Source organism: Ureibacillus sp. FSL K6-0786, from assembly GCF_037965165.1.
Taxonomy (GTDB): domain Bacteria; phylum Bacillota; class Bacilli; order Bacillales_A; family Planococcaceae; genus Ureibacillus; species Ureibacillus thermosphaericus.
Genome location: NZ_CP150191.1, coordinates 2,265,502 through 2,288,828, shown reverse-complemented (window position 1 = coordinate 2,288,828; position 23,327 = coordinate 2,265,502). Strand labels below are relative to the sequence as shown.

Genomic DNA, 23,327 nt, shown 5'->3' with positions numbered 1-23,327 from the left:
CACATATCAATTTAAAAAAGTAATTCAAATAACCACCTCAAACTTTAAAAATTCCTATCATATGATTTATTCCTCAAAAGCTTATAGAACTTAGAATGGACAAGGATTTTTTAGTTTTTTAACGAATTCGTTCCTTCCTCTTATTTCGACAATTAATATAAGTATCCCTTTTAAAAATATAAATAGATTCGAAAGTCTCAACATAATAACAACCCTTTGTCCTATGAGTTTTAAGCTCTCAAACTAAAAAGAGGTTGGGACATAAGTATTTTTCAACCTCAAAAATAAGGGGTGAGTTGTTTGAAACAGCTCACCCTTTTACAATTTCATCCAATTCATGAGGGTTTTACACCCCTCGTAGTGCATATTTTCTTAAATTTGTGGCCATTAGGGCAATTCCCATTTCAATTTTTACTTTGAATTTTCCTCGAACGGAAAATCGTGTGAATCCCAAAATAGCCTTCAGAAATCCAAAAACTGGTTCTACATCAATTTTACGTTGATGATAGATTTCGGCAGTTTCAGGCTCTGAAAGCTTTTGTTGTACATATGCTTTTTGTTGTTCCCATTTCAAATTTATACGCAATCTTCGATTCGTACTTTCTTTTGCTTTCGTACATAAATGACGGATTGGACAACCTGTACAATCTTCACACTCGTACACTTTAAATTGACGAACAAATCCAGAAGAATCCTTACGTGTCGAAACAAATTTAAATGAAAGAGTTTTTTGATTCGGACATATATAGGTATCATTTACTTCATCATATATCCAATTGCTTGGTTTAAATGGGTCATCCTTGTATTTTTTCTTCTGCTCTTTTTCATACATCCCATATTTAATCAAAGGTGTTCGTTCTCGTTTTATCATAATGTCATCATAATTCGGTTCACTACCATATCCAGCATCCGCAACTATATATTCTGGTAAATCAAAATACCGTTCTTCAATCGTATCCAAGAAAGGTGTCAATGTTTTCGTATCTGTTGGATTTGGAAATACATCATAAGCAAGTGTAAATTGATTTTCTGTTGCGATTTGGATATTGTAGCCTGCTTTTAATTGTCCATTTTTCATATAGTCATCTTTCATTCGCATAAATGTCGCATCGTGATCCGTTTTAGAATAGCTGTTACGGTTTTGTAGAATCTCCAAATCATTTTGATACTTTTCTTTGCGTGCAATCCAATCATTCACTTGCTTTAATATCTGTTTTGGTGTTTTCCTTTCACTACGTAGTCGTTTTCGTTCCACCGGATCTTCAGAAGCTTCAATTTTTGTAGAATAGTCATCGACTACTTTTTCAAGAGATGATGCTACTTCTTTTAGTTCTTCTACTGAAAGCTCTTCTTCATTTTCACGTTCAATTGCTGGTAAGACTTGTTCTTCAAGTAAACGGTCATAGACTTCATTTGATTTTTTAATTAAATTGGCATGATGCTTTTCGATCGACTTTTTCCATACAAATGTAAATTTATTTGCGTTCGCTTCAATCTTAGTACCATCAATAAAAACGGCTTTTTCATCTATTAATTTTTCTTCAATAAGTTGACAACGGAATTGTACAAAACATTGACGGATTAATTCTTGCATTTGGGGATGTACACGAAAACGATTAATGGTACGATAGCTTGGTTCATATCCTTGAGCTAGCCACATCATCCGAATGCTATCTTTTGTTAAATCTTCAATACGACGACCTGAAAAGACAGATTGCGTATAACCACACAAGATAATTTTTAACATCATTCGGGGATGATAGGATGGACAACCAGTTTCTTTATAAAACGGAGCGAAAGCTTCGTCTGGAATGCTTTCGACTAAATGATGAATATGGTAGGCAATATCATTTTCTTGTAATATAACTTCTAAATCTATAGGTAAAACTAATTGATTCATGTTATAATATTTAAACATAAAGAGGCTCCTTTCTAAGATTTTGTTGTGGTGACTTAATTTTATCAAAAGAGCCTCTTTTTTTGTTTATATAAATTTAAGAAAGTTAAGTTGTTCGACGTGGAGGCCGCGACTCCTGCGGGAACAGCACGAGCCTCAAGACCCCGCAGGTGCGAGGTACGAGTACCGAGGAGGCTTGAGCCGTGCCCGCGGAAAGCGTCGGCCGGAACGGAGAACAACGTTTTCCATAAAAAATCGTCACTTCATGAAAAATCATAAGTGACGATTTTTTATTAGCTAGGGTTTTGTCCCAAGCTCATAAATATACAATAGCTGTACTGAGTCTACGGTTGATTCAATTATCTTCACAAAATATCAGATATGATGGAGGCTTCCCATCCAAGTGTTTTCTCCAAGAAAACAAGGGAAAGTGATTTGGTAGACAGATTACCTTCACCATTGATAAGTTATTAATTATGTTAATTGCTGGCTGAAACACGAATAATTCACTTTAGTTCTTCTCTTATTAATCCCATTCGCACATAAACTGTTTGTTTACCTTCTACATTTACGTTAAGAATGAGGTTTTTTTATATCTAATTGCTGTACTTCCTCAATAGGGACGTTAGTGATAATGGTTGCTAAATATTTCGATAACATTGCCTCTTTTTGTTGAGATTTAAATTTAGGTAAGTACCCTGTAAACGCTAAACTAGAATCAACAGTTTTCCACAAATAAGATTAAACAGTTTCCCCACCATCAATCACTTTCAAATATACTGTTACTAGTCTATTGAAAGTGAAGAATTAGGAGTGAACAGATTTATGCTTTACATCGAGATTCATCGTTTATACAAAGAGGGATTCTCCAAGAGTGCTATTGCAAGAAAACTAAATATTTCAAGAAATAGAGTGATAGATTATTTGAATATGAGTACTGATGAGTTTGAAGAATTTTTAAGTACATTACGTACAAGAGAAAAGAAACTAGACCCTTATCATGATCAAATTCTAGGGTGGTTGAAGGAACATCCTGATTTAACTGCTGCACAAGTTTATGATTGGTTGGAAGAAAAGTTAGGTTTCAGGGAAGTCGCTGAGAACACTGTACGAAATTATTTAAACGAAATGAGGGATTACTATCGGATTCCAAAGGTAAAGGTTCAGAGGACATATAGTGTAGTTCCAGAATTACCAATGGGAAAACAGGCTCAAGTGGATTTTGGACAAACTACCGTCAAAAACAGACAAGGTGAGAATAAAAAGTTGTATTTTATCGCATTTGTTTTATCACATTCAAGATATAAATATGTAGAATGGCTCGATCGACCTTTTCGTACTTCCGATATGATTCGAATGCATGAAAATGCATTTGAATACTTTGGAGGAATGCCAGAAGAAATGGTCTATGACCAAGATGCGTTATTAGCAGTTAGTGAAAATGCAGGTGATTTAATTCTTACAGCTGAATTTACTAAATATCATCATACCCGTAAATTTAATGTTTATTTATGTAGAAAGAGTGATCCGGAATCAAAAGGTAAAATTGAACAGGTTGTGAAATTTGTAAAAAATAATTTTAGCAAAAATCGAGTATTCGATCATCTTTCAGATTGGAATCAATCGTGCCACGCTTGGTTGAAAAGAACAGGAAACTATAAAGTTCATCATAATACGAAAAAGAGACCTTCTGAAGTGCACGCCCTGGAAAAGCAACACTTAAAGAAAGTCTCTGGTACTTACATTTTCGCAAATGTTTCAACTCCAAGTATAACAAGAAATATCCATAAGGACAATGTTATTCGTTATGAAGGAAATCGATATAGCGTTCCTAAAGGAACATATAGAGCAGATGCCCCAAATCTTGCTTATTTACAAGAAGAGGATGGTTGGTTAATTATTCGACTGAAAGAAACTGGGATGGAGTTAGCAAAGCACCGAATATCCGAAGGAAAAGGATTGATTATTACAGATCCCTCCCATCGGGAACATAGCACAAGTAAACGAGATCTTTTAATTCATCAAATTCAAGAAACATTCATAGATAAAGAGAATATTCAATGGTTAATACACAAATTGAAAGAACGATATCCACGTCATTTAGTGGATCAACTCAAAGTACTACAACAAGCCATCAGAATTTACCCAAAGTAAGCGTAAAATAACGCCCACGAAAAAACACGTGGGCGTTATTTTACGCTTACATTTATAAATGGATTAAGCAACTCTCTCAGCTACATGAACAATTAATAAAGTATAACGATGGATATATACGCACATATCACGAAAAAATCAAAAGCTAGCACTGTGGAAAAATTCGATGCTTATTTAAAAAAAAACTGAATTGTGACATAAAAATGACTAAGTTTGACCGAAATTTGACCGAACATCTCTGCAATCCATTGAAACTTTTTGAAAATCAAAAAGTGCCAAAACCCTTGATATGAAAGGATTTTGACACTTTATAAAATCAAATGATAAAAGATTTATGGAGACGGTGGGAGTCGAACCCACGTCCAGAAACTTCAACACTTAAGCATCTACGCGTGTAGTTTGTCTACTGAGGTTTCGCGTTGCATTCTGCCGACAAACAGGCGTCCTGCACGCTAGCTTGTTGAATCTCTTGCCAGCGCCCCAAGCAAGGCACTCGCCGTAGCCCACTCAGGATGAACCCTAATGCAACCACATGGGCGATGGTTGATTAGAGTGCTTCAGCAATTAAGCAGCTAAAGCGTAAGATTGTTTGTTGCCAGTTATTTTTAACTGCCGTTGATCACGGAGACGAGCCCTCCGACGCGCAGCTTAAGCTTGAACCATTCCTGTCGAATCCGTAACGTCCCCTTCATAGTATACTACAAAAGGACTACGGTTATTTTAGAACGTCCAAACTGGCTGTCTACGTTTATTATTATACTTCACTCATAAATAATTTGCAACTATCCGAAATAAAAATTTAGCATTTTTCTTTCATAAATATTATTTTTTTGATCAATACACTATTGATTTTTCAATTTCAACGCGCGTTCCATTTCTCGTTTTGCTTCTTTCTTCCGCTCATCCGCACGTTTATCATATTTTTTCTTACCTTTGCCAAGGCCGATCAACAACTTGGCATAGCCGTCTTTAATATAAATTTTCAAAGGTACAATCGTGTAACCGTCCCGTTTGACTGCACCGGCAAGTTCTGCGATTTCTTTTTTATGTAATAACAGTTTCCGCACTCGCAGCGGATCATGGTTGAATCGGTTTCCTTGTTCATATGGGCTGATGTGCATATTGTGAATCCATGCTTCCCCGTTCCGTACCAACACGAATGAATCTTTCAATTGCACACGGCCGGCGCGGATGGATTTAATTTCCGTTCCTTGCAATACCATGCCAGCTTCAAATGTCTTTTCAATAAAATAATCGTGGTTTGCTTTTTTATTTTGAGCAATGACTTTTCCTGTACCCTTTGGCATAATTTACACCTCGCTGAACACACAAAATAAAAGGCTGCTAGAAATTCCTTCTTCTATTTTAAAGTAATTTCATAACAGCCTCTAGTATAATTGTTCGACAGATATTTGTCGAATCATCGGGCTACTTTCTTTTCTTCTTTTTCCCTTTTTTTGCAACGCCTTCGTAGAATTTCTCTTTCTTTTTCCCTTTGCGGCCGCGCTCTTCTTCCTCTTTCCGTTTTTTCTTCTTCCGTTCAGCATGAATCACTTTTGGCGCTTCTCTGCGAACTTTATGGAAAGATTTCACCATATCCACAATCTCAAAGTCGATGGATGATTCATCCAAATTCACATTCGCCACACGGACTTTCACTTCATCTCCAATGCGGAAGATGCGTCCTGTATATTCGCCCACCATAATCATTTGGCGTTCATCAAAATGATAATAGTCATCCGTTAAGTTTGTAATATGCACGAGCCCTTCAATCGTATTTGGCAGCTCTACGAAAATACCAAAGCTTGTGACAGAAGAAACAATTCCAACAAATTCTTCACCAATTTTATCTGACATGTATTGGGCTTTCTTCAACGCTTCTACATCCCGCTCTGCATCCACCGCTCTTCGTTCCCGTTCAGAAGTATGATCTGCAATGTCTTCCATTTCTTGAGCCCATTTGAAGATCGTCTCTTTTGAAACGTCCCCTTCAAATAAATACGTCCGAATTAATCGGTGAACAATTAAGTCTGGATAACGACGAATCGGTGATGTGAAATGCGTATAAAAATCAGTGGATAGACCAAAGTGTCCCAAAGATTCTGGATAATATCTTGCTTGTTGCAATGAACGTAGCAACATTGTCGAAATCACCGGTTCTTCCGGCAATCCATCAATGGATTCAATAATTTCTTGCAACGCTTTCGGATGAACGGAATTACCTGTTCCTTTTACAATTAAGCCGAAGTTTGTGATGAATTCAAAGAAACGTTGCAATTTTTCCGGTTTCGGATCTTCGTGGATACGATATAAGAAAGGAACTTCCATCCAGTGGAAATGCTCTGCTACCGTTTCATTTGCACAAAGCATAAATTCTTCAATAATTCGTTCAGCAACCGTGCGTTCACGTAACACGATATCAATTGGCCAACCCTCTTCGTTCACAACCACTTTTGCTTCATTAAAGTCAAAGTCGATTGCTCCTCGATTCATGCGTTTTTTACGTAAAATCGAAGCTAATTCTGCCATCTCTTTAAACATTGGAACAAGAGGTTTGTACCGCTCGATAAGCTCCTCATCTTCCTCTTCTAATATTTTATAAACATCTCGATAAGTCATTCGCTCTGTTGTACGAATCACGCTTGGGAATATTTCATGTTCAATGACTTGTCCGTTTTGGTCAACAATCATCTCACAGGAAATCGTCAAGCGGTCGACTTGAGGGTTTAATGAGCATATGCCATTTGATAACCTGTGGGGAATCATTGGAATGACTCGGTCCGCCAAATAAACACTCGTTCCTCTTTCAAATGCTTCTTGGTCGATGAGAGACCCTTCCTTTACATAGTAACTTACGTCCGCTATGTGAACGCCTAATTTGTAAGTACCATCTTCATTTTTCGTGACCGTTACCGCATCGTCTAAGTCTTTTGCATCGGCGCCGTCAATCGTTACGATCGTTTCATTTCGCAAATCTCTGCGGCCTACTAAATCTTCTTCCGTAATCACATCAGGCATTTGTGCTGCTTCTTTTAGCACTTCATCAGGAAATTCAGGCGGTATTTCATATTGATAAATAATGGATAAAATATCAACACCTGGATCATTTTTGTGCCCTAATATTTTAATAATGACCCCTGTAGCCGATTTAATTTCGCTCGGCCAGTTTGTCACTTCCACAACCACTTTATGGCCATCCACCGCACCTAAAGAATCTTCTTTCGCTACGAAAATATCCATGTTTAATCGTTTATCATCCGGCACAACAAATCCGAATCCTCGATTTGCTTGATACGTACCAACGAACGTTGTTTTCGAACGTTCTACCACTTTGATGATGGTACCTTCTCGCTTATCGCCTGAAGATTCTTTCAATACCCGAACTAGCACAATGTCTCCATTTAATGCGCCATTGACTTCATGTGGAGGGATGAAAATATCATCCAATTCTTCTTCTTCAGGCACCACAAATCCATAGCCTTTAGAATGGCCGATAAATTTTCCTCTAAGTAAGTTCATTCGCTCCGGCAAGCCGTAACGGTTCGAACGGGAGCGTACAATATATCCCTGGTCTTCCATGCGTACGAGCGCTTTTACTAATTCCTTAAATTCATCCGCACTTTCGATACCGAGCACTTCTTCTAGCTCATCCACTTTAAGCGGCTTATAATCTTCTTCCTTCATTAAATTAAATATTCTTTGTTCTAGCTCACTGAACACTACGATTTCCCTCCTTTATTTCGAAATGAGTTAATCTTCCCAATCTAGGCTTTCTAGAAATTCGAAGATTACTTCATGCAGTTGATTTTTTTCTTTATCTAATGTAATGACATGTCCGGACTCTTCAAACCATATCAGTTTTTTATTTAAGGATTCCACATTTTCATAGATAATATGAGCGGATTTCGGGTCAATAATTTCGTCGTTTCTTGATTGTATGACTAGAATCGGTGCATACACTAAATCCAGTTCATTTCGAACATTTTGCACGAATTGCTGCAGTTCAGGTAAGCTTGGCATTCCTTTTTGGCGAATAGCTTCAACTTCTTCACTAATTTGTTGTTCTGTTTTTCCCTCATATTTTTTATACTCTTTTGCATATTTGATAACACCTTTGAACATGATATCCGTCGTTTTCATTGTCATAGGAGAGCACATGGTGATGACTCCTTTGAGAGGGAAGTTCATGGCAAGTTTTAATGCTAAAACGCCGCCAAGAGAGAGTCCGGCAACTGCAATTTCTTCATATCCTTTTTCTTTTAAGGTTTCGTATGCTTTAACAACATCTTCCCACCAATCTTTTGGACCTGTTTCAATCAGTTGTTCTGGCGGTACACCGTGGCCTCGGTAGTGAGGGGCAAAACATGTATAACCTTTTTTCTCAAGAAAACGACCTAGCATTCGTACGTCGGATGAACTTCCTGTAAATCCATGAAGCAATAATACTGCCCGCTTTCCTGCTTGAAAAAAGAATGGTTGTTGCTCTTTAATTTTCATAAAATCCTCCAATTATATGTGAATCTTGTTGAATTGATGCCAGTATTTTCACGAGTATGCAAATTTTTCTCAAACTCTACTCCATTATAAATGAAAAAGCCTAACCATGCTCGGTTAGACTTTTATTTTATCCATTAAAATTTAATTATTAACAATGTCAAAATGAAAAATAATACTGCAAGAACAATTGTCAATCTATGTAAAACTAAATCCATTCCTCTAGCTTTCGTTTTACCGAATAGTTGTTCAGCTCCACCAGAGATGGCACCTGATAAACCTGCACTTTTACCAGATTGCAATAATACTACGGCGATTAAAGCAAGAGACACAAGAATTAATAATACTAATAATACAGTATGCACTAGTCCCACCTCCTGAACGAACAGTACTTTTACACTAATAGTTAGTATATCAAAAACGATTCTCCGTTACAACAATGTTAAAAAATTGAAAAAATATTTATCAAAACCGTTATTTTTAAAACGCTTTCATAATTCATTCCATTCTAAAAGTTCTTTTTTTTAGAAATTTATTGATTTTTCTATATTATTCTCATAAAATAAATTCCACTCACAAATTTAATAGAAAGAAGAGGGTTTCAATGAATACGTTTCAAAAAATCGGAAAATTTGCAGGAGATACCTTTGCACTTTGGGTATTATTAGCTGCTGCTCTCGCAATGTGGGTTCCACAATATTTCACATGGATTGCACCTTGGATTACGACGCTTCTCGGAATTGTCATGTTCGGTATGGGGATGACATTAAAATTAGATGATTTTAAACTCGTTTTGCAACACCCTAAAGGAGTTATTCTTGGAATCATTTCACAATTTACTATCATGCCGTTGCTTGCTTTTGTATTAGCGAAAACTTTCCAACTTCCACCTGAAATTGCTGTCGGAGTGATTTTAGTTGGATGTTGTCCTGGCGGTACTGCTTCAAACGTTATGACATTTTTAGCGAAAGGGAATACGGCATTATCTGTAACAATTACGTCATTTACAACGTTGCTTGCTCCAATTGTAACACCTGCATTAATTTATTTTTTAGCAAGTGAATGGCTTCCAGTATCTTTTATGGCCATGTTTATGTCTGTCGTAAAAGTGGTTTTAATTCCTATTATTTTAGGGATTCTTGCTCAAATATTCTTTAAACCAGTTGTTGCAAAAAGCATCGATATTCTGCCAACAATTTCGGTTGTAGCAATTGTGTTAATTGTTGCAGCAGTCGTAAGCGGCAGCCGCGATAAAATTATTGAATCTGGGTTATTAATTTTAGCTGTCGTAATTTTACATAACGGATTAGGTTACGCTATCGGATATTTAGCAGCGAAAATTTTCCGCATGGATTATGAAGATAAAAAAGCTGTTGCCATCGAAGTGGGAATGCAAAATTCTGGATTAGGTGCAAGTTTAGCGGCAACACATTTTGATCCAATTTCTGCAGTACCAAGTGCCATCTTCAGCTTCTGGCACAATATTTCCGGACCGATACTTGCAACCTATTGGTCAAAGAAAGCTGGAAAAGTGGAAGAATAAGCAGTTCTATATTTGTATGGAGGCAAGGTGATTCGTCATCTTGCTTTTTCTGTGAAAATAATTTAATTCCACTTAGCCCATGAATAGCTTCAATCTATTGAGGGTAATATATAAATAACCTAAAAAAGACAATAAGAAAGCAGAGCTACCTAATGGAAGGTAACTTTGTTTAAACTTATTCTTCTTTGGTTATACTAATTAATTAAAGGTTCTTTATAAGGCTCCTTATTAATTAGCATGGAGTAAATGATTCGAAGCATTCGATGCGATATGGCAACGAGTGCTTTTTTCTTTCCTCTTCTTGCAGCAATCGACCAATATTTAGCAGCTAACCAACGATTCCTACTTCTAGAGATTGCCCATGCTACTTCGCACAGTACAGTTTTGATATGAGGATTCCCTTTAGTCGTTTTAGTTGACTTTCGTTTTCCTGCACTTTCATGATTTCCTGGAGCAACTCCGGCCCAAGACGCTAAGTGTTGAGAGGTAGGAAATTGTTCCATGTTCACCCCAATCTCTGCAATAATAATTGCTGCGGAATCCTTTTTAATACCCGGAATCGTTAGTAATAACTCCACTTCTTCTTTATAATTCTTCAGAATTTCATCTATTCTTTCCTCGATTTGGCTGATTAATGATTCTAAATAAACGATGTGTTGCCAAGATTGTTTGATTAGAAAGATTTGATGATCGTTTAAAGTACCGAATAAAGAGTCTGTAATCATTTGTTTTTTGTGCTTCATTCTTCCGTGAATACTATTTTCTACATCAATGGAATCAACATATCCATTTTGAATTAATTTGGATAGAAGTTTTCTTCCAGAAACACCAAACACATCTGAAATAACTGAATTTAGTTTAACATTTGAGCATTCTAATACTTTCAGAATCCTATTTTTTTCTGAAGTCAAATGGCCGATCCATTTTTTACGAAGCCGAGTTAAATCACGAAGGTTTCGTATATCTTCTGGTGGAACAAAACTTTTTTCAATCAGTCCATAACGCAATAACTTCGCAATCCACTCTGCATCCGAAACATCTGTTTTTCTTCCAGGGACATTCTTGATTCTTTGAGCATTCGCTAATGTAATATCAAAGTAATCCTCCAAAATGTTATAAACAGGTTTCCAATAAACTCCAGTACTCTCCATCGCAATGTGCGTAATGCCATGGTTTTCCAACCACTTTAGTAAACGAAAGAGATCCTTTGTTAAAGTGGGGAAAGTTTCTGTTTCAATGAATAATTCATCGTCCTGTTCGCCAATCATGACACAAGCAACAATTGTTTCAGCATGTACATCTAATCCTGCACAACGTGTCATCAGTACATCCAATATAATCCCTCCCATAAAGTAGATTCACAAACAGCGAGTGAATTTGAAATATAAGCATTTTTCTGTACGTAGTCATCATTCCAAATGAATGAGCTAACAATGGGTTGTTCACCAAATCCACTCAAACAGTTTTTTATTCAGGGTATCATCCACCATAAAAGCCTACGTATTGTTAACTGTTTGTGTTATCTACATTATGGGAAAGAAATATCCATTTTCATGCCAGGGTTGTGAATGAAAATTCATGATTGTTTTTTATGGCTAATTTAAGGTAGGCAAATTTTTATTTTCATAGCTATTTTCCGTCCAAAATAAAAGTTTCAGGAAATTTATTCCTTTTTGATACTCCAGGTTTTATTATGTTGGATAAAGGGGGTGATACGTTGCTTTTATTGGATCGAAAAACTCCAAAAAGCATTATCATTATCGAAGCTCTTTTACGCAGATTAGATGCAAATGATCGAGACTTCACTTACTTTCAAGATTACTTGACACGGCTAAAGTATGGATACGAGGGTGAGCACAGAGTCGACCGTGAATGGTTTGAAATGCCATATTTGAATGAGCATTACTTATTTTTTAATTATGAAATTGAAAATGAATTTGGATTTTCTCATCAAGTGGATACGGTTCTATTAACGAAACACTTTTTGTTAATTTTGGAAGTGAAAAATATTTCTGGCCGGGTTGATTATGATGAACAGAAACATCAACTCACTCGCACTCGTCCAACAGGCACAGAAGATATTTTAACGAATCCTTTTGATCAATTGCATCGCCATGAAGAATTATTTCAACGGATTTTATCGAAATTAAAAATTTTCTTACCAATTGAGAAAGCAGTTGTCATGGCAAATCCTTCTTCCATTATCGGAAATGTTCCGAAATCTCCTCCAATTTTTCATGCGAGCGGGTTACGTTCATTTATCAAAAAATGTCTAGTTCGGAACGAAAGTAAACTTACTACCAGTCAATTGGATAAATTAGCGAAATATCTTCTATCTAAAGTGGTCGCACGAGATTTTGATTTAAATATCAGTGTTGAGAGAATCCGAAAAGGAGTGCTTTGCGAAAATTGCAATTATAGTGTGGTCATGACTTACAAAAGAGGAATTTGGTCTTGTCCGCAGTGCGGCGTTCAAAGTAGAAAAGCTTTTCTAAGAGCGTTAGATGATTATCGATTATTGATTAGCGACCGGATTACGAATCAAGAGTTTAGGGAGTTTTTCCATGTGGAATCAATGTATGCATCTTCTAAAATATTGTCTCGACTAAATTTAAAAACGGTGGGTGATAAGAAGGGGAGATATTATATTATTCCGGAAGATATCTTAAATCGTTAACATGTGAAAGTACTTTAGCTATCTAGGGGTCTGGGGATTTCTAGATAGCTTTTTTTCTCCTTTGACTATTATTTCCTTGGGGTTGACTATTATCTCCTTAAAATTGACTATTATCCGTTCCCTCGTGGTGCTGTTTTTTCCCTTTGGCTATTATATTCCCGAGATTGACTATTATCGCAGCCACTTTGACTATTATCTCCTTGAAGTTGACTATTATCCGTTCCCTCGTGGTGCTGTTTTTTCCCTTTGGCTATTATATTCTCGAGGTTGACTATTATCGCAGCTACTTTGACTATTATCTCCTCGAAAGTGACTATTATCCATTCTCTCTTGTAGCTGATTTTTCCCTTTGGCTATTATGTTCTCGAGGTTGACTATTATCGCAGCCACTTTGACTATTATCTTCTTGAAGTTGACTATTATCCGTTCCCTCGTGAAGCTATTTTTTCCCTTTGGCTATTTTTCCTGAATTTAGCAATAACCCCTTCCTTTCACTAGCTGTTTTTTCTCCATAAAAAACCCGAGCCTCCGCTTTTCGGAAGCTCGGTTCAGTTCAATTCATGTTATTTTTTCAAATTATAGAATGACTTAATGCCAAGATATTGAGCAGTTGAGCCAAGTTGATCTTCAATACGTAATAATTGGTTGTATTTTGCTACGCGGTCTGTACGAGAAGGAGCTCCAGTTTTAATTTGACCAGCGTTTGTCGCTACTGCAATGTCAGCAATTGTGTTATCTTCTGATTCACCAGAGCGGTGAGAGATAATTGCTGTGTAACCTGCGCGTTTTGCCATTTCAATTGCATCTAAAGTTTCTGTTAATGTACCGATTTGGTTTACTTTAATTAGAATTGCGTTACCCACGCCTTGTTCAATTCCTTGCGCTAACTTCTTCGTATTAGTTACGAATAAATCATCACCTACAAGTTGAACGCGATGGCCAATACGCTCAGTTAATAGTTTGTGGCCTTCCCAGTCGTTTTCATCTAAGCCGTCTTCAATGGAAATGATTGGGTATTTAGAAGTTAATTCTTCGTACCAATCCACCATTTCTTCAGAAGTTTTAACAACGCCTTCACCAGCTAAATGATATTTTCCATCTTCTTTGTTGTATAGCTCAGATGAAGCTACGTCTAATGCAATGCGAACTTCTTCTCCTGGTTTATAGCCAGCGCGTTCGATTGCTTCTAAAATCACTTGAATCGCTTCTTCGTTGCTATTTAAGTTTGGTGCGAAACCACCTTCGTCACCTACAGCTGTGTTGTAACCTTTTTCTTTTAATACAGCTTTTAAATTGTGGAAGATTTCTGCTCCCATGCGTAATGCGTGACGGAAAGATTCTGCTCCAACAGGCATAATCATGAATTCTTGAATATCTACGTTGTTATCTGCATGTGCCCCACCATTTAAAATGTTCATCATAGGCACTGGTAATTGTTTTGCATTCACGCCACCAAGATATTGATATAAAGGAATATCAAGATAATTTGCCGCTGCATGTGCGCAAGCAAGAGAAACACCTAAAATGGCATTGGCGCCAAGTTTTCCTTTATTTTCAGTACCGTCAAGTTCGATTAAAGCATTGTCAATTTCTACTTGATCTAATACAGAATAGTTGTTTTCTAAAGCTTCTGCAATGATTGTGTTAACATTTTCTACAGCTTTTAATACGCCTTTTCCTAGATAACGAGATTTATCGCCATCACGTAATTCAACAGCTTCATATTCACCAGTTGATGCACCAGATGGAACGATAGCACGTCCAAATGCACCTGATTCCGTAAATACTTCTACTTCAACTGTTGGGTTACCGCGAGAGTCTAAAACTTCACGAGCATATACTTGTGTAATAAATGGCATATCAATTCTCCTCTATATAAAAAATTTTAATTTAGCTGAGATTGGGTATATTTATAACAATTAAGCGAAAATCATAATCAATATTCTTACTTTTCCACTACCTCAAAAAGTGGTTGTCCTGTCATTTCTTCAGGTTGTGGTATATTTAATAATTTTAACATAGTTGGTGCTAAATCGGCTAAAATTCCATTTTCTCTCATCTCAATACCATGTTTTGTGATAATGACTGGTACTGGATTTGTTGTATGAGCCGTCATTGGTTTGCCGTCTAATGTAACCACTTCATCAGAATTTCCATGGTCTGCCGTAATGATGGCAGTGCCGCCAAGTTCTAAAATTTTATCAACAACTCGGCCTAAGCATTCATCTACTGCTTCGATTGCTTTAATTGTCGGCTCTAACATACCGCTGTGTCCTACCATATCAGGATTTGCGTAATTTAAAATAATGGCATCGAATTTATCTGCTTCTAATTCATTAAGCAGTGCCTCTGTTACTTCATAAGCACTCATTTCAGGTTTTAAATCATATGTAGCTACTTTTGGGGATGCAATTAAGATTCTTTCCTCACCAGGAAACTTCTCTTCTCTGCCGCCGCTCATGAAATATGTAACATGAGGGTATTTTTCTGTTTCAGCAATACGTAATTGCGTTAAACCGTGTCTTGAGATTACTTCCCCTACAGTATTAATTAAATCTTCATTTTCAAACACTACATCTGCATATACTTCGTCGCTATATTCAGTAAATGTGACGAATTTTAAATTTTCAGGATGCTTATCTGATAGCTTAAATGCGATAAATTTGTTATTCGTAAATATAGTCGATAGCTGAATAGCGCGGTCAGGTCGGAAATTAAAATGAATGACTGCATCGTTTGCGTCAATGGTTGCTACTGGTTTTCCTTCTTCAGTAATGACAAATGGAATGACAAATTCATCGGTTACATCACGATTATAGGAGTTTTCTACACCTAATTTTGCACTAGCAGCAGTATGACCAATACCATCAACTAGAGCTTTGTAAGATAATTCCACTCGTTCCCAGCGTTTATCACGGTCCATTGCGTAATAACGACCATGAATCGTAGCGAATTTTCCGATTCCGATTTCATCCATTTGTCTTTCTGTTTCTTCAATATAACCAATTGCTGTTTTCGGACCTACATCGCGTCCATCTAAGAATCCGTGAACATACACTTCGTCAAGGCCATGACGTTTTGCCAATTTCAATAATGCAAATAAATGCTCATAATGGCTATGTACCCCACCATCTGACAATAGCCCCATAACGTGGAGTTTGGAATTATTGTTCTTTACATGTTCGATTGCTCCAAGCAATTTTTCGTTCTCGAAAAATTGACCTTCACGAATGGATTTATGAATTCGAGTTAAGCTTTGGTATACGATTCGGCCAGCACCAATATTTAAATGTCCGACTTCCGAATTACCCATTTGGCCTTCTGGAAGTCCAACTGCTTCTCCACATGCTGTTAGAGTTGCATGTGGATACGTTGACCAGTAACGATCAAAATTTGGTTTCTTACTTTGAGCCACTGCATTACCAAATACTTCATCGCGTAATGCAAAGCCGTCTAAAATAATTAATGCGACTGGCTTTCTAGGCATTTGCCCCCGCCTCCAATAATTTTAAATATGATTCAACTTGTAAGCTGGCACCACCAACGAGTGCGCCATCGATATGTTCTTTTGATAATAATTCTTCAATATTTTCAGGCTTGACACTTCCACCGTATTGAATGCGAATGTTTTCAGCCACATCTTTTCCAAACAATTCCTCAATTCCCTGGCGAATATGGCCACATACCGCATTTGCATCATCTGCCGTAGCCGTTTTACCTGTTCCGATTGCCCAAATTGGTTCGTAGGCGATAACTATATGCTGTACTTCTTCTGGGGATAAGTCAGCTAAAGCCTTTTTCACTTGGTTCGTTACTTTCTTTTCTGTTAGGCCAGCTTCACGTTCTTCCAATGTTTCCCCGCAGCATACGATTGGAACAATACCGTGAGCTAAAGCAGCTTTTACTTTTTTATTTACCGCTTCATCTGTTTCATTGAAATATTCACGGCGCTCAGAATGACCTAAAATAACATAGTCAACTTGAATAGCCTCTAACTGTTTTGGACTAATTTCGCCTGTAAAAGCACCTTCTTCCTCATAGTGCATGTTTTGAGCTCCAATAGCCAAGTCTGTTTCCTTAGCAATTTCCACAAGGGTTGGCAAATACAAGGCTGGGGCGCAAACAACTGCATCCACTTTATTCTCAGAAGGAATTCTGTCTTTAATTGCCTCTACAAACTCCACTGCCTCATCAAAGGTTTTATACATTTTCCAGTTAGCAGCAATAATCGGTTTACGCATTAAATTTCTCTCCTTATTTGTCGTTCAACGCGGCAATACCAGGTAAAATTTTACCTTCCATCAATTCTAGAGAAGCTCCTCCACCCGTTGAAATGTGATCCATCTTTTCAGCTAAGTTGAATTTTTCAACTGCAGCGGCAGAATCTCCACCACCAATAATAGTATACCCTTTTGTTTCGGCCATCGCTTCTGCAACTTTTTTCGTTCCGTTAGCGAATTTGTCCATTTCAAATACGCCCATAGGTCCATTCCAAATAATTAGATTGGAATTGTTAATCACTTCTGCATATTTTTCAGCTGTTTTTGGTCCAATATCTAAGCCCATGTAGTCTTCTGGAATTTGATCGATATCTACCACTTTCGCTTCTGCATCTGGTGAAAATTCTTTTGCTACAACTGCATCGATTGGCATGTAGAAGTTAACGCCTTTTTCTTTCGCTTTTTCAATGAAGCCGCGAGCTAATTCTATTTTATCTTCTTCTAATAAAGATTTTCCAATTTCATAACCTTGCGCTTTGATAAATGTAAAGGAAAGTCCGCCGCCGATAATTAAGTTGTCCACTTTATCAAGCAAGTTTTCGATGACACCGATTTTATCCTTTACTTTTGCTCCACCAATGATGGCAGTAAATGGTCTTTCAGGATTGGATAAAGCTTTTCCTAATACTTCTAATTCTTTTTCCATTAACAATCCAGAAACTGCTGGAATGTATTTTGCAATTCCTTCAGTGGAAGCATGAGCACGATGAGCAGCACCAAATGCATCATTTACGTAGATATCCGCTAACTTAGCAAATTGTTTAGCTAGCTCTTCGTCATTTTTTTCTTCACCTTTATGGAAACGGACATTTTCAAGTAACACAATGTCCCCATTTTGCATTTCATTTACCGTTTTCTCTACAAGCTCTCCAATGGATTCATCCAATTTTTTAACTGGTTTATTCATTAGTTGAGAAAGGCGCTCTCCAACAGCTGTTAAACGCATATCTTCTTTTACTTCACCTTTAGGACGACCTAAGTGGGAAGCTAAAATCACCTTTGCACCTTTTTCTGATAATTGTTGAATAGTTGGAATAGCTGCACGAATTCTTGTATCGTCAACTACTGCTCCATTTTCCATTGGCACGTTAAAGTCTACACGTACAAATACTCTTTTTCCTTGTACGTCAATATCATTCATCGTCTTTTTCGAAAACATGAAGTAACCTCCTAAGTGTTTACCGTCATTCCACATTAATATAAGACAACAGTTATTGAATTATTGTTCCAATTTGATTAGCAAAAAATAAGAAGCGATGGGTTATTCCACCACTCCTTTTACCCTCCATTATTATAAATCGTTCTTTATATTTAGGCTATACTTTTTCATTAGAAATTCACTAATATGCTACACTTTTTCAATAATGCAAAATGAATATGACACATTGATTAATAAGAGAGCCCTTGATTTGCAATGTATAGCGCTAAATCGATTAATCGTGCAGAATACCCTGCTTCATTATCATACCAAGCAACAACTTTTACCATATTATCATCCAATACCATCGTCGAAAGCCCGTCTACCGTTGCTGAATGAGGATTGCCATTGTAATCAATTGATACAAGCGGCAAATCACTATAATCTAAAATGCCCTTTAGTTCTCCAGTCGCTGCTTCTCGAAAGGCTGCATTGACTTCATCAATTGTGACATTCGAATTTAACTCTGCTACTAAATCCACACAAGAAACATTAGGCGTTGGTACGCGAATGGAAAAGCCATCTAGTTTTCCTTTCAACTGTGGCAACACTTTTGCAACAGCAATCGCTGCGCCTGTCGTTGTTGGAATCATAGATAAATTTGCTGCACGAGAACGGCGTGCATCTTTGTGAGGTAAATCAAGAAGCCGCTGATCGTTTGTGTACGAATGAATGGTTGTCATCAAACCTCGTTTCATGCCGAACTTTTCATCAAGAATTTTCGCTACTGGTGCTAAACAATTCGTTGTACATGATGCGTTGGATATAACATGATGTTGATTCGGATCATACTGTTGGTGATTAACCCCCATCACAAATGTTGGCATATCTCCTTTTCCAGGGGCGGATAAAATGACTTTTTTTGCACCAGCCGTTAAATGTTTAGAGGCATCTTCTTCCGAACGAAAAAGTCCCGTACATTCCAACACAATATCAACATTCATTTCCTCCCATGGCAAATTTTCAGGTTCTTTTTCTGAAAATACTTGAATTCGTTTATGATTGACGATTAACGCATCTTCTTCATGTTGAACTTCCGCATCATAAATGCCATGAACGGAATCGTATTTTAACAAATGAGCTAATTGCTTTGCATCCGCTAAATCATTTACTGCAACGACTTCAAATTGTTCTTTTTTCATTGCTTCTCGAAATACTAGACGTCCAATTCGACCAAACCCATTAATCGCCAATTTTATTGTCATATAGCATCCTCCATTTTGCTATTTTCCTTCATTCCATTTTTCCTCAAAACATGTATTCATAAACCTCCAAAGGAATAGTCACAGCAAAGGGTTTTATATCAATATAATGATTTAATGTTCTATTTATTCAAAAAAGCTTCGTATAACGTCACATAATCTAATTGGCCATATTGAATGATTTCACCATCTTTTACAACGACCGGAATCATCAACATGTACTTTTCATGAATGTCATCATCATCTTCAATATTGATGATTTCTATTTCAAAATGAATATCGTCTTGGACTAGCTTTAAAATACTTAATCCTTCATCACATAAATGACAGTTTGGTCTGCTAAAAAATTGAACTTTCATTGACATTCCCTCTTTTCTTCAATTCTACTTTCACTATCCCAAATCTTCAATGAATAATCAAATGATGAAGAAGCCAAAATAGTTATGTACGAGTGTACAGAAACATAAATTAAGGAGGATACATGCAATGGAAAATCAATTTACAAACCAACAACAAACTTCAGAAAATATCCCTATGTCGATGAATCACGGTGCTCACGAGGTGATGGATGTTCATGAAGTATTAAGTGCTTCCATTGGCGCATTAAACATGTTTGTCATGTTACGTCCACATGTTCAAGACCCTGAATTATTAAATATTTTAGATAGACAATATGCGTTTATGCTCGATGAATACAATATTACTGCTGAATGTTTTAAAACGGGTCAAGATCCAAGCCATCCAACTCGTAAGTACTGCATGCAAATCGGAAATGATTCAAAATACGGCTTAACACCATCTGAACCGAAAAAACCAATTACTTCAGCAAATGAAATTGATGACAGCATCATTTCAGGTTTCATGTTAAGTCAGCATAAAGCGTTGGCGACTGGTAAAACAGCCGCTGCATTAGAAGCTACAAACCCAGTAGTACGCCGCGTATTGCAAGACTCTGTTCCAAACTGCATTGAAATGGCATACGAACTTTCTCTTTACCAAAACAAAAAAGGATATTATCAAGTTCCACAACTTTCACCACAAGATATGCAAACTATGTTAAACATGTATGGTCAAGCAGATAGAGCAAAAGATATGCCTAACTAATGAAAAATCAAAAAGGACATCTCTTGATATGTGGAGATGTCCTTTTTGATTTATAAAACTTTACTTAAAAATGCTTTTGTTCGTTCGTGTTTTGGATTTCCAAAAATGTCTTCTGGTTTTCCTTCTTCCACAATAACGCCGCCATCCATAAAGATGACCCGATCCGCAACTTCACGAGCAAATCCCATTTCATGTGTAACAACGACCATCGTCATTCCTTCAAAAGCCAATTGTTTCATTACATCCAACACTTCATTTACCATTTCTGGGTCAAGAGCAGAAGTTGGTTCATCAAACAACATGACTTTCGGTTTCATCGCTAGTGCTCTTGCGATGGCTACTCGTTGTTGCTGACCTCCAGATAACTGTTGAGGATAATTGTATGCCTTTTCACGAAGACCTACTTTAGAAAGCAATTCAAGCGCCAGTTCCTCAGCTTCATGTTTATTCATTTTTCGAATGAGCATAGGAGCCATCGTAATATTATCTATCACCGTCATATGTGGGAATAGATTAAATTGTTGAAACACCATTCCTACTTCTGTACGGATTTTATTAATGTCTGTATTTCGATCATTGACTTTCGTACCGTCAATATAAATGGCGCCATCTGAAATTTCTTCTAATAAATTGATACAACGTAAAAATGTACTTTTTCCAGAACCAGAAGGACCAATCACACAAACAACTTCTTTTTCTTGAATCTCATAATCGATTCCATTTAACACATGTAACTCGCCAAAACTTTTATGAAGATTTTCGATCTTAATCATGCACCAACCCGCCCTTCATTTTTATTTTTGCGCGGATTGTATTCAATGCTAAAGCGTCTCTCAATGAGTGATACGACTTTCGAAACGATAAACGTTAGTGTTAAATAAAGCGCTGCCGCAGCAAGATATGGTTCCCAGAAACGGAAATATGCTCCTGAAACGACTTTTGCTGCATATAGAATATCGTTGGCAGCAATTACTGTTACTAAGGACGAATCTTTTAATAGAGTAATAAATTCGTTTCCAAGAGGGGGAATCATGCGGCGGAAAGCTTGCGGTAAAATAACTTTCCGCATCGCTTGGAATTGATTTAAACCAAGTGATCTTGCCGCTTCCATTTGCCCCTTATCGATGGATTGAATCCCTGCTCGGATAATTTCAGCTGTATATGCAGCACAATTTAATACAAGTGCTGTAATCCCTGAAACCATAAACCCTAGCGAATGTCCAAACAACGTTGGAATTAAAGCTAAGTGAATAATAAATATTTGAACTAGGAGAGGCGTTCCTCGGAATAAATCGATATATAATTTACAAGGGAAATAAATCCATTTCTTTTTCGAATTTTTCCCTAATCCGAGTAAAACTCCTAATATGAATCCGCCTATAAATCCACAAATTGTTAAGATTAATGTTACCCAAATACCACGTATGAAGCTTTCACGGTAGTTCCAGATTATATCCCAGCGAAAATCCAGGAATTCCATCTGAAACACCCCCTACTCTGTTATTCAATTTCTTGTCCAGTAATTTCTGCTAATTTGCCGTTTTCTTTAATTTTTTGTAATCCTTCATTTAATAAATTTAATAGCTCAGTGTTTCCTTTTTTCACCATAAAGCCGTAATATTCTTTATCGAATTCATCGTCTTCAATAACTTTTAATTTTACATTTGGATTATTTTTAATATATTCATACACTACCGCGTTATCACCAATTGCCGCTGCTGTTGTTCCATTGATTACTTCTTGAATCGCTAACGGAAGGTTTTCATACGCTAAAATATCTGGGCTTGTTTCTCCTAAAAGTTTTTTCGCTGCTTGGTGTCCAGTTGAGTTGATTTGTACAGATACTTTTTTCCCTTTCAAATCTTCAGCTGATTCAATTTCTGAATCTTCAGTAACTACAATCACTTGTGTAGCCTCGAAATATGGGTTAGTGAAATCGAAAGTTTGTTTACGCTCATCAGTGATTGTGATACCAGAAGCCCCCATGTCCAATTCGCCGTTTTGCACTTGTTGGAACACTGGATCCCAACCAACATGGCGAATTTCATATTCCATGCCTAATTCTTCGAAAATTGCATCTAAAATATCTACGTCGATTCCAATGATATTTCCTTTATCGTCCATATATTCAAATGGAGCGAATGTCGCTTCTGTTCCGACTAAGATTTTTTTGTCTTTTAATCCTGAATTTTCACCTGTGGCATCTCCTGTATTCTCGCCAGCATCTCCTGTTGTGTTCTTTTCACCACCCGCTCCACAAGCAGTTAACATTAATAGTAGTGTTAAAAGTAACATCATAAATAAACTGCGATTTTTTTTCACCACTTGCAATATCCTCCTTTAGTCATTAACTTGTTCATCAGCAATAGATAAAAATTTGTGACACTGATATGTTTAATTATATAAATCAAGAAATATTTATACAACATTTAATTTTTCATATTATTAAAAAAGTTATATTTTATTACATTATTTTTGTGAAATATCTTAGTTTTCGATGTTATTGATATAACATTTCGAAAAGATAGATTTTTCAATCTCTTGTATAAAAATACCCTACACACCCAAAAAACCCCTCCATACCTAAGCGAAATCGCTAGATGAGGAAGGGGGAATCTTATTGAATGAATATTAAATTTTATGAAAAAAGTTATTTAAAAAAATTGATTAAAAAAATGAATAAGGGATAAAATGAAATGTTCACTTTCCATTTTATTCCACACATCTATCTTTAGGCTGTTAAACTATAGAGTACAACTTATTTACTTGCTAGCAAGT

The 23,327-nt window shown here is 36.7% G+C and carries 20 protein-coding genes and 1 other RNA gene; 4 read left to right on the top strand and 17 right to left on the bottom strand.

Features of this window, described 5'->3' with window-relative positions:
• Window positions 1-346 precede the first annotated feature (346 nt).
• Together NSQ18_RS11245 and NSQ18_RS11240 are read right to left on the bottom strand one after the other, a co-directional pair.
• Entirely contained in the window at window positions 347-1,918 is a 1,572-nt protein-coding gene (locus NSQ18_RS11245) for an IS1182 family transposase (protein WP_016839668.1), read from the bottom strand.
• A 552-nt stretch (window positions 1,919-2,470) separates the two neighbouring features.
• Window positions 2,471-2,632 (bottom strand): hypothetical protein, encoded by a 162-nt coding sequence (locus tag NSQ18_RS11240; protein ID WP_339288098.1) that lies wholly within the window; start codon window positions 2,630-2,632, stop codon window positions 2,471-2,473.
• Window positions 2,633-2,722: 90 nt separating this feature from the next.
• Between NSQ18_RS11240 and istA the strand changes: the two genes are divergently transcribed.
• Window positions 2,723-4,051, top strand: coding sequence for an IS21 family transposase (gene istA, locus NSQ18_RS11235; RefSeq protein ID WP_339288096.1), 1,329 nt, complete (start codon window positions 2,723-2,725; stop codon window positions 4,049-4,051).
• 332 nt (window positions 4,052-4,383) lie between these two features.
• On the opposite strand, the gene ssrA is transcribed toward istA, so the two are convergent.
• The 5 genes from ssrA to secG form a co-directional block, all read right to left on the bottom strand.
• Window positions 4,384-4,738, bottom strand: a transfer-messenger RNA (tmRNA) gene (gene ssrA, locus NSQ18_RS11230).
• A gap of 155 nt (window positions 4,739-4,893) precedes the next feature.
• Window positions 4,894-5,358 carry an SsrA-binding protein SmpB gene (gene smpB / locus NSQ18_RS11225; RefSeq protein ID WP_016838673.1) on the bottom strand — a complete coding sequence of 155 codons (465 nt, stop codon included), beginning with the start codon at window positions 5,356-5,358 and terminating at the stop codon, window positions 4,894-4,896.
• A 121-nt stretch (window positions 5,359-5,479) separates the two neighbouring features.
• A complete protein-coding gene (gene rnr / locus NSQ18_RS11220) occupies window positions 5,480-7,771 on the bottom strand; it encodes a ribonuclease R (RefSeq protein WP_339288095.1) in 2,292 nt (763 codons plus the stop codon).
• Between the two features lie 30 nt (window positions 7,772-7,801).
• Window positions 7,802-8,548, bottom strand: coding sequence for a carboxylesterase (locus NSQ18_RS11215; RefSeq protein ID WP_339288094.1), 747 nt, complete (start codon window positions 8,546-8,548; stop codon window positions 7,802-7,804).
• Window positions 8,549-8,682: 134 nt separating this feature from the next.
• Window positions 8,683-8,910: a preprotein translocase subunit SecG gene (secG, locus tag NSQ18_RS11210; protein WP_016838676.1), complete on the bottom strand. Its 228-nt coding sequence runs from the start codon at window positions 8,908-8,910 to the stop codon at window positions 8,683-8,685.
• Between the two features lie 239 nt (window positions 8,911-9,149).
• On the opposite strand from secG, the gene NSQ18_RS11205 reads away from it, so the two are divergent.
• Window positions 9,150-10,088: a bile acid:sodium symporter family protein gene (locus NSQ18_RS11205; protein WP_339288092.1), complete on the top strand. Its 939-nt coding sequence runs from the start codon at window positions 9,150-9,152 to the stop codon at window positions 10,086-10,088.
• 194 nt (window positions 10,089-10,282) lie between these two features.
• On the opposite strand, the gene NSQ18_RS11200 is transcribed toward NSQ18_RS11205, so the two are convergent.
• Window positions 10,283-11,422, bottom strand: a complete 1,140-nt coding sequence (locus tag NSQ18_RS11200; protein ID WP_096549889.1) for an IS110 family transposase — start codon at window positions 11,420-11,422, stop codon at window positions 10,283-10,285.
• A 383-nt stretch (window positions 11,423-11,805) separates the two neighbouring features.
• On the opposite strand from NSQ18_RS11200, the gene NSQ18_RS11195 reads away from it, so the two are divergent.
• Window positions 11,806-12,765, top strand: a complete 960-nt coding sequence (locus NSQ18_RS11195) for a nuclease-related domain-containing protein (protein ID WP_339288090.1) — start codon at window positions 11,806-11,808, stop codon at window positions 12,763-12,765.
• 563 nt (window positions 12,766-13,328) lie between these two features.
• On the opposite strand, the gene eno is transcribed toward NSQ18_RS11195, so the two are convergent.
• The 6 genes from eno to NSQ18_RS11165 all read right to left on the bottom strand — a co-directional run bounded on the left by eno (window position 13,329) and on the right by NSQ18_RS11165 (window position 19,804).
• The gene (eno, locus tag NSQ18_RS11190; RefSeq protein ID WP_168412543.1) at window positions 13,329-14,624 is read right to left on the bottom strand and encodes a phosphopyruvate hydratase; all 1,296 of its coding nucleotides are present in this window, start codon (window positions 14,622-14,624) and stop codon (window positions 13,329-13,331) included.
• An 86-nt stretch (window positions 14,625-14,710) separates the two neighbouring features.
• A complete protein-coding gene (gene gpmI, locus NSQ18_RS11185) occupies window positions 14,711-16,252 on the bottom strand; it encodes a 2,3-bisphosphoglycerate-independent phosphoglycerate mutase (protein ID WP_339288088.1) in 1,542 nt (513 codons plus the stop codon).
• A complete protein-coding gene (tpiA, locus tag NSQ18_RS11180; protein WP_168412541.1) occupies window positions 16,245-17,006 on the bottom strand; it encodes a triose-phosphate isomerase in 762 nt (253 codons plus the stop codon). Before tpiA ends, gpmI begins: the two co-directional genes overlap by 8 nt.
• A 13-nt stretch (window positions 17,007-17,019) precedes the next feature.
• Window positions 17,020-18,204: a phosphoglycerate kinase gene (locus NSQ18_RS11175; RefSeq protein WP_339288086.1), complete on the bottom strand. Its 1,185-nt coding sequence runs from the start codon at window positions 18,202-18,204 to the stop codon at window positions 17,020-17,022.
• 230 nt (window positions 18,205-18,434) lie between these two features.
• Window positions 18,435-19,448 carry a type I glyceraldehyde-3-phosphate dehydrogenase gene (gene gap, locus NSQ18_RS11170; RefSeq protein WP_339288084.1) on the bottom strand — a complete coding sequence of 338 codons (1,014 nt, stop codon included), beginning with the start codon at window positions 19,446-19,448 and terminating at the stop codon, window positions 18,435-18,437.
• Window positions 19,449-19,567: 119 nt separating this feature from the next.
• Window positions 19,568-19,804: a glutaredoxin family protein gene (locus NSQ18_RS11165; RefSeq protein WP_016838685.1), complete on the bottom strand. Its 237-nt coding sequence runs from the start codon at window positions 19,802-19,804 to the stop codon at window positions 19,568-19,570.
• 127 nt (window positions 19,805-19,931) lie between these two features.
• Between NSQ18_RS11165 and NSQ18_RS11160 the strand changes: the two genes are divergently transcribed.
• Entirely contained in the window at window positions 19,932-20,549 is a 618-nt protein-coding gene (locus NSQ18_RS11160) for a spore coat protein (protein WP_016838686.1), read from the top strand.
• Window positions 20,550-20,599: 50 nt separating this feature from the next.
• Here NSQ18_RS11160 and NSQ18_RS11155 read toward each other — a convergent pair whose 3' ends face one another.
• The 3 genes from NSQ18_RS11155 to NSQ18_RS11145 are packed head-to-tail and all read right to left on the bottom strand — an operon-like array spanning window position 20,600 to window position 22,820.
• Window positions 20,600-21,322 carry an amino acid ABC transporter ATP-binding protein gene (locus NSQ18_RS11155; protein WP_016838687.1) on the bottom strand — a complete coding sequence of 241 codons (723 nt, stop codon included), beginning with the start codon at window positions 21,320-21,322 and terminating at the stop codon, window positions 20,600-20,602.
• Complete coding sequence (locus NSQ18_RS11150) at window positions 21,319-22,029, bottom strand: amino acid ABC transporter permease (RefSeq protein WP_339288081.1); 711 nt, start codon at window positions 22,027-22,029, stop codon at window positions 21,319-21,321. The genes NSQ18_RS11155 and NSQ18_RS11150 overlap by 4 nt, the downstream gene beginning before the upstream one ends.
• 20 nt (window positions 22,030-22,049) lie before the next feature.
• Window positions 22,050-22,820: a basic amino acid ABC transporter substrate-binding protein gene (locus NSQ18_RS11145; protein ID WP_193386381.1), complete on the bottom strand. Its 771-nt coding sequence runs from the start codon at window positions 22,818-22,820 to the stop codon at window positions 22,050-22,052.
• Window positions 22,821-23,327: the final 507 nt, after the last annotated feature.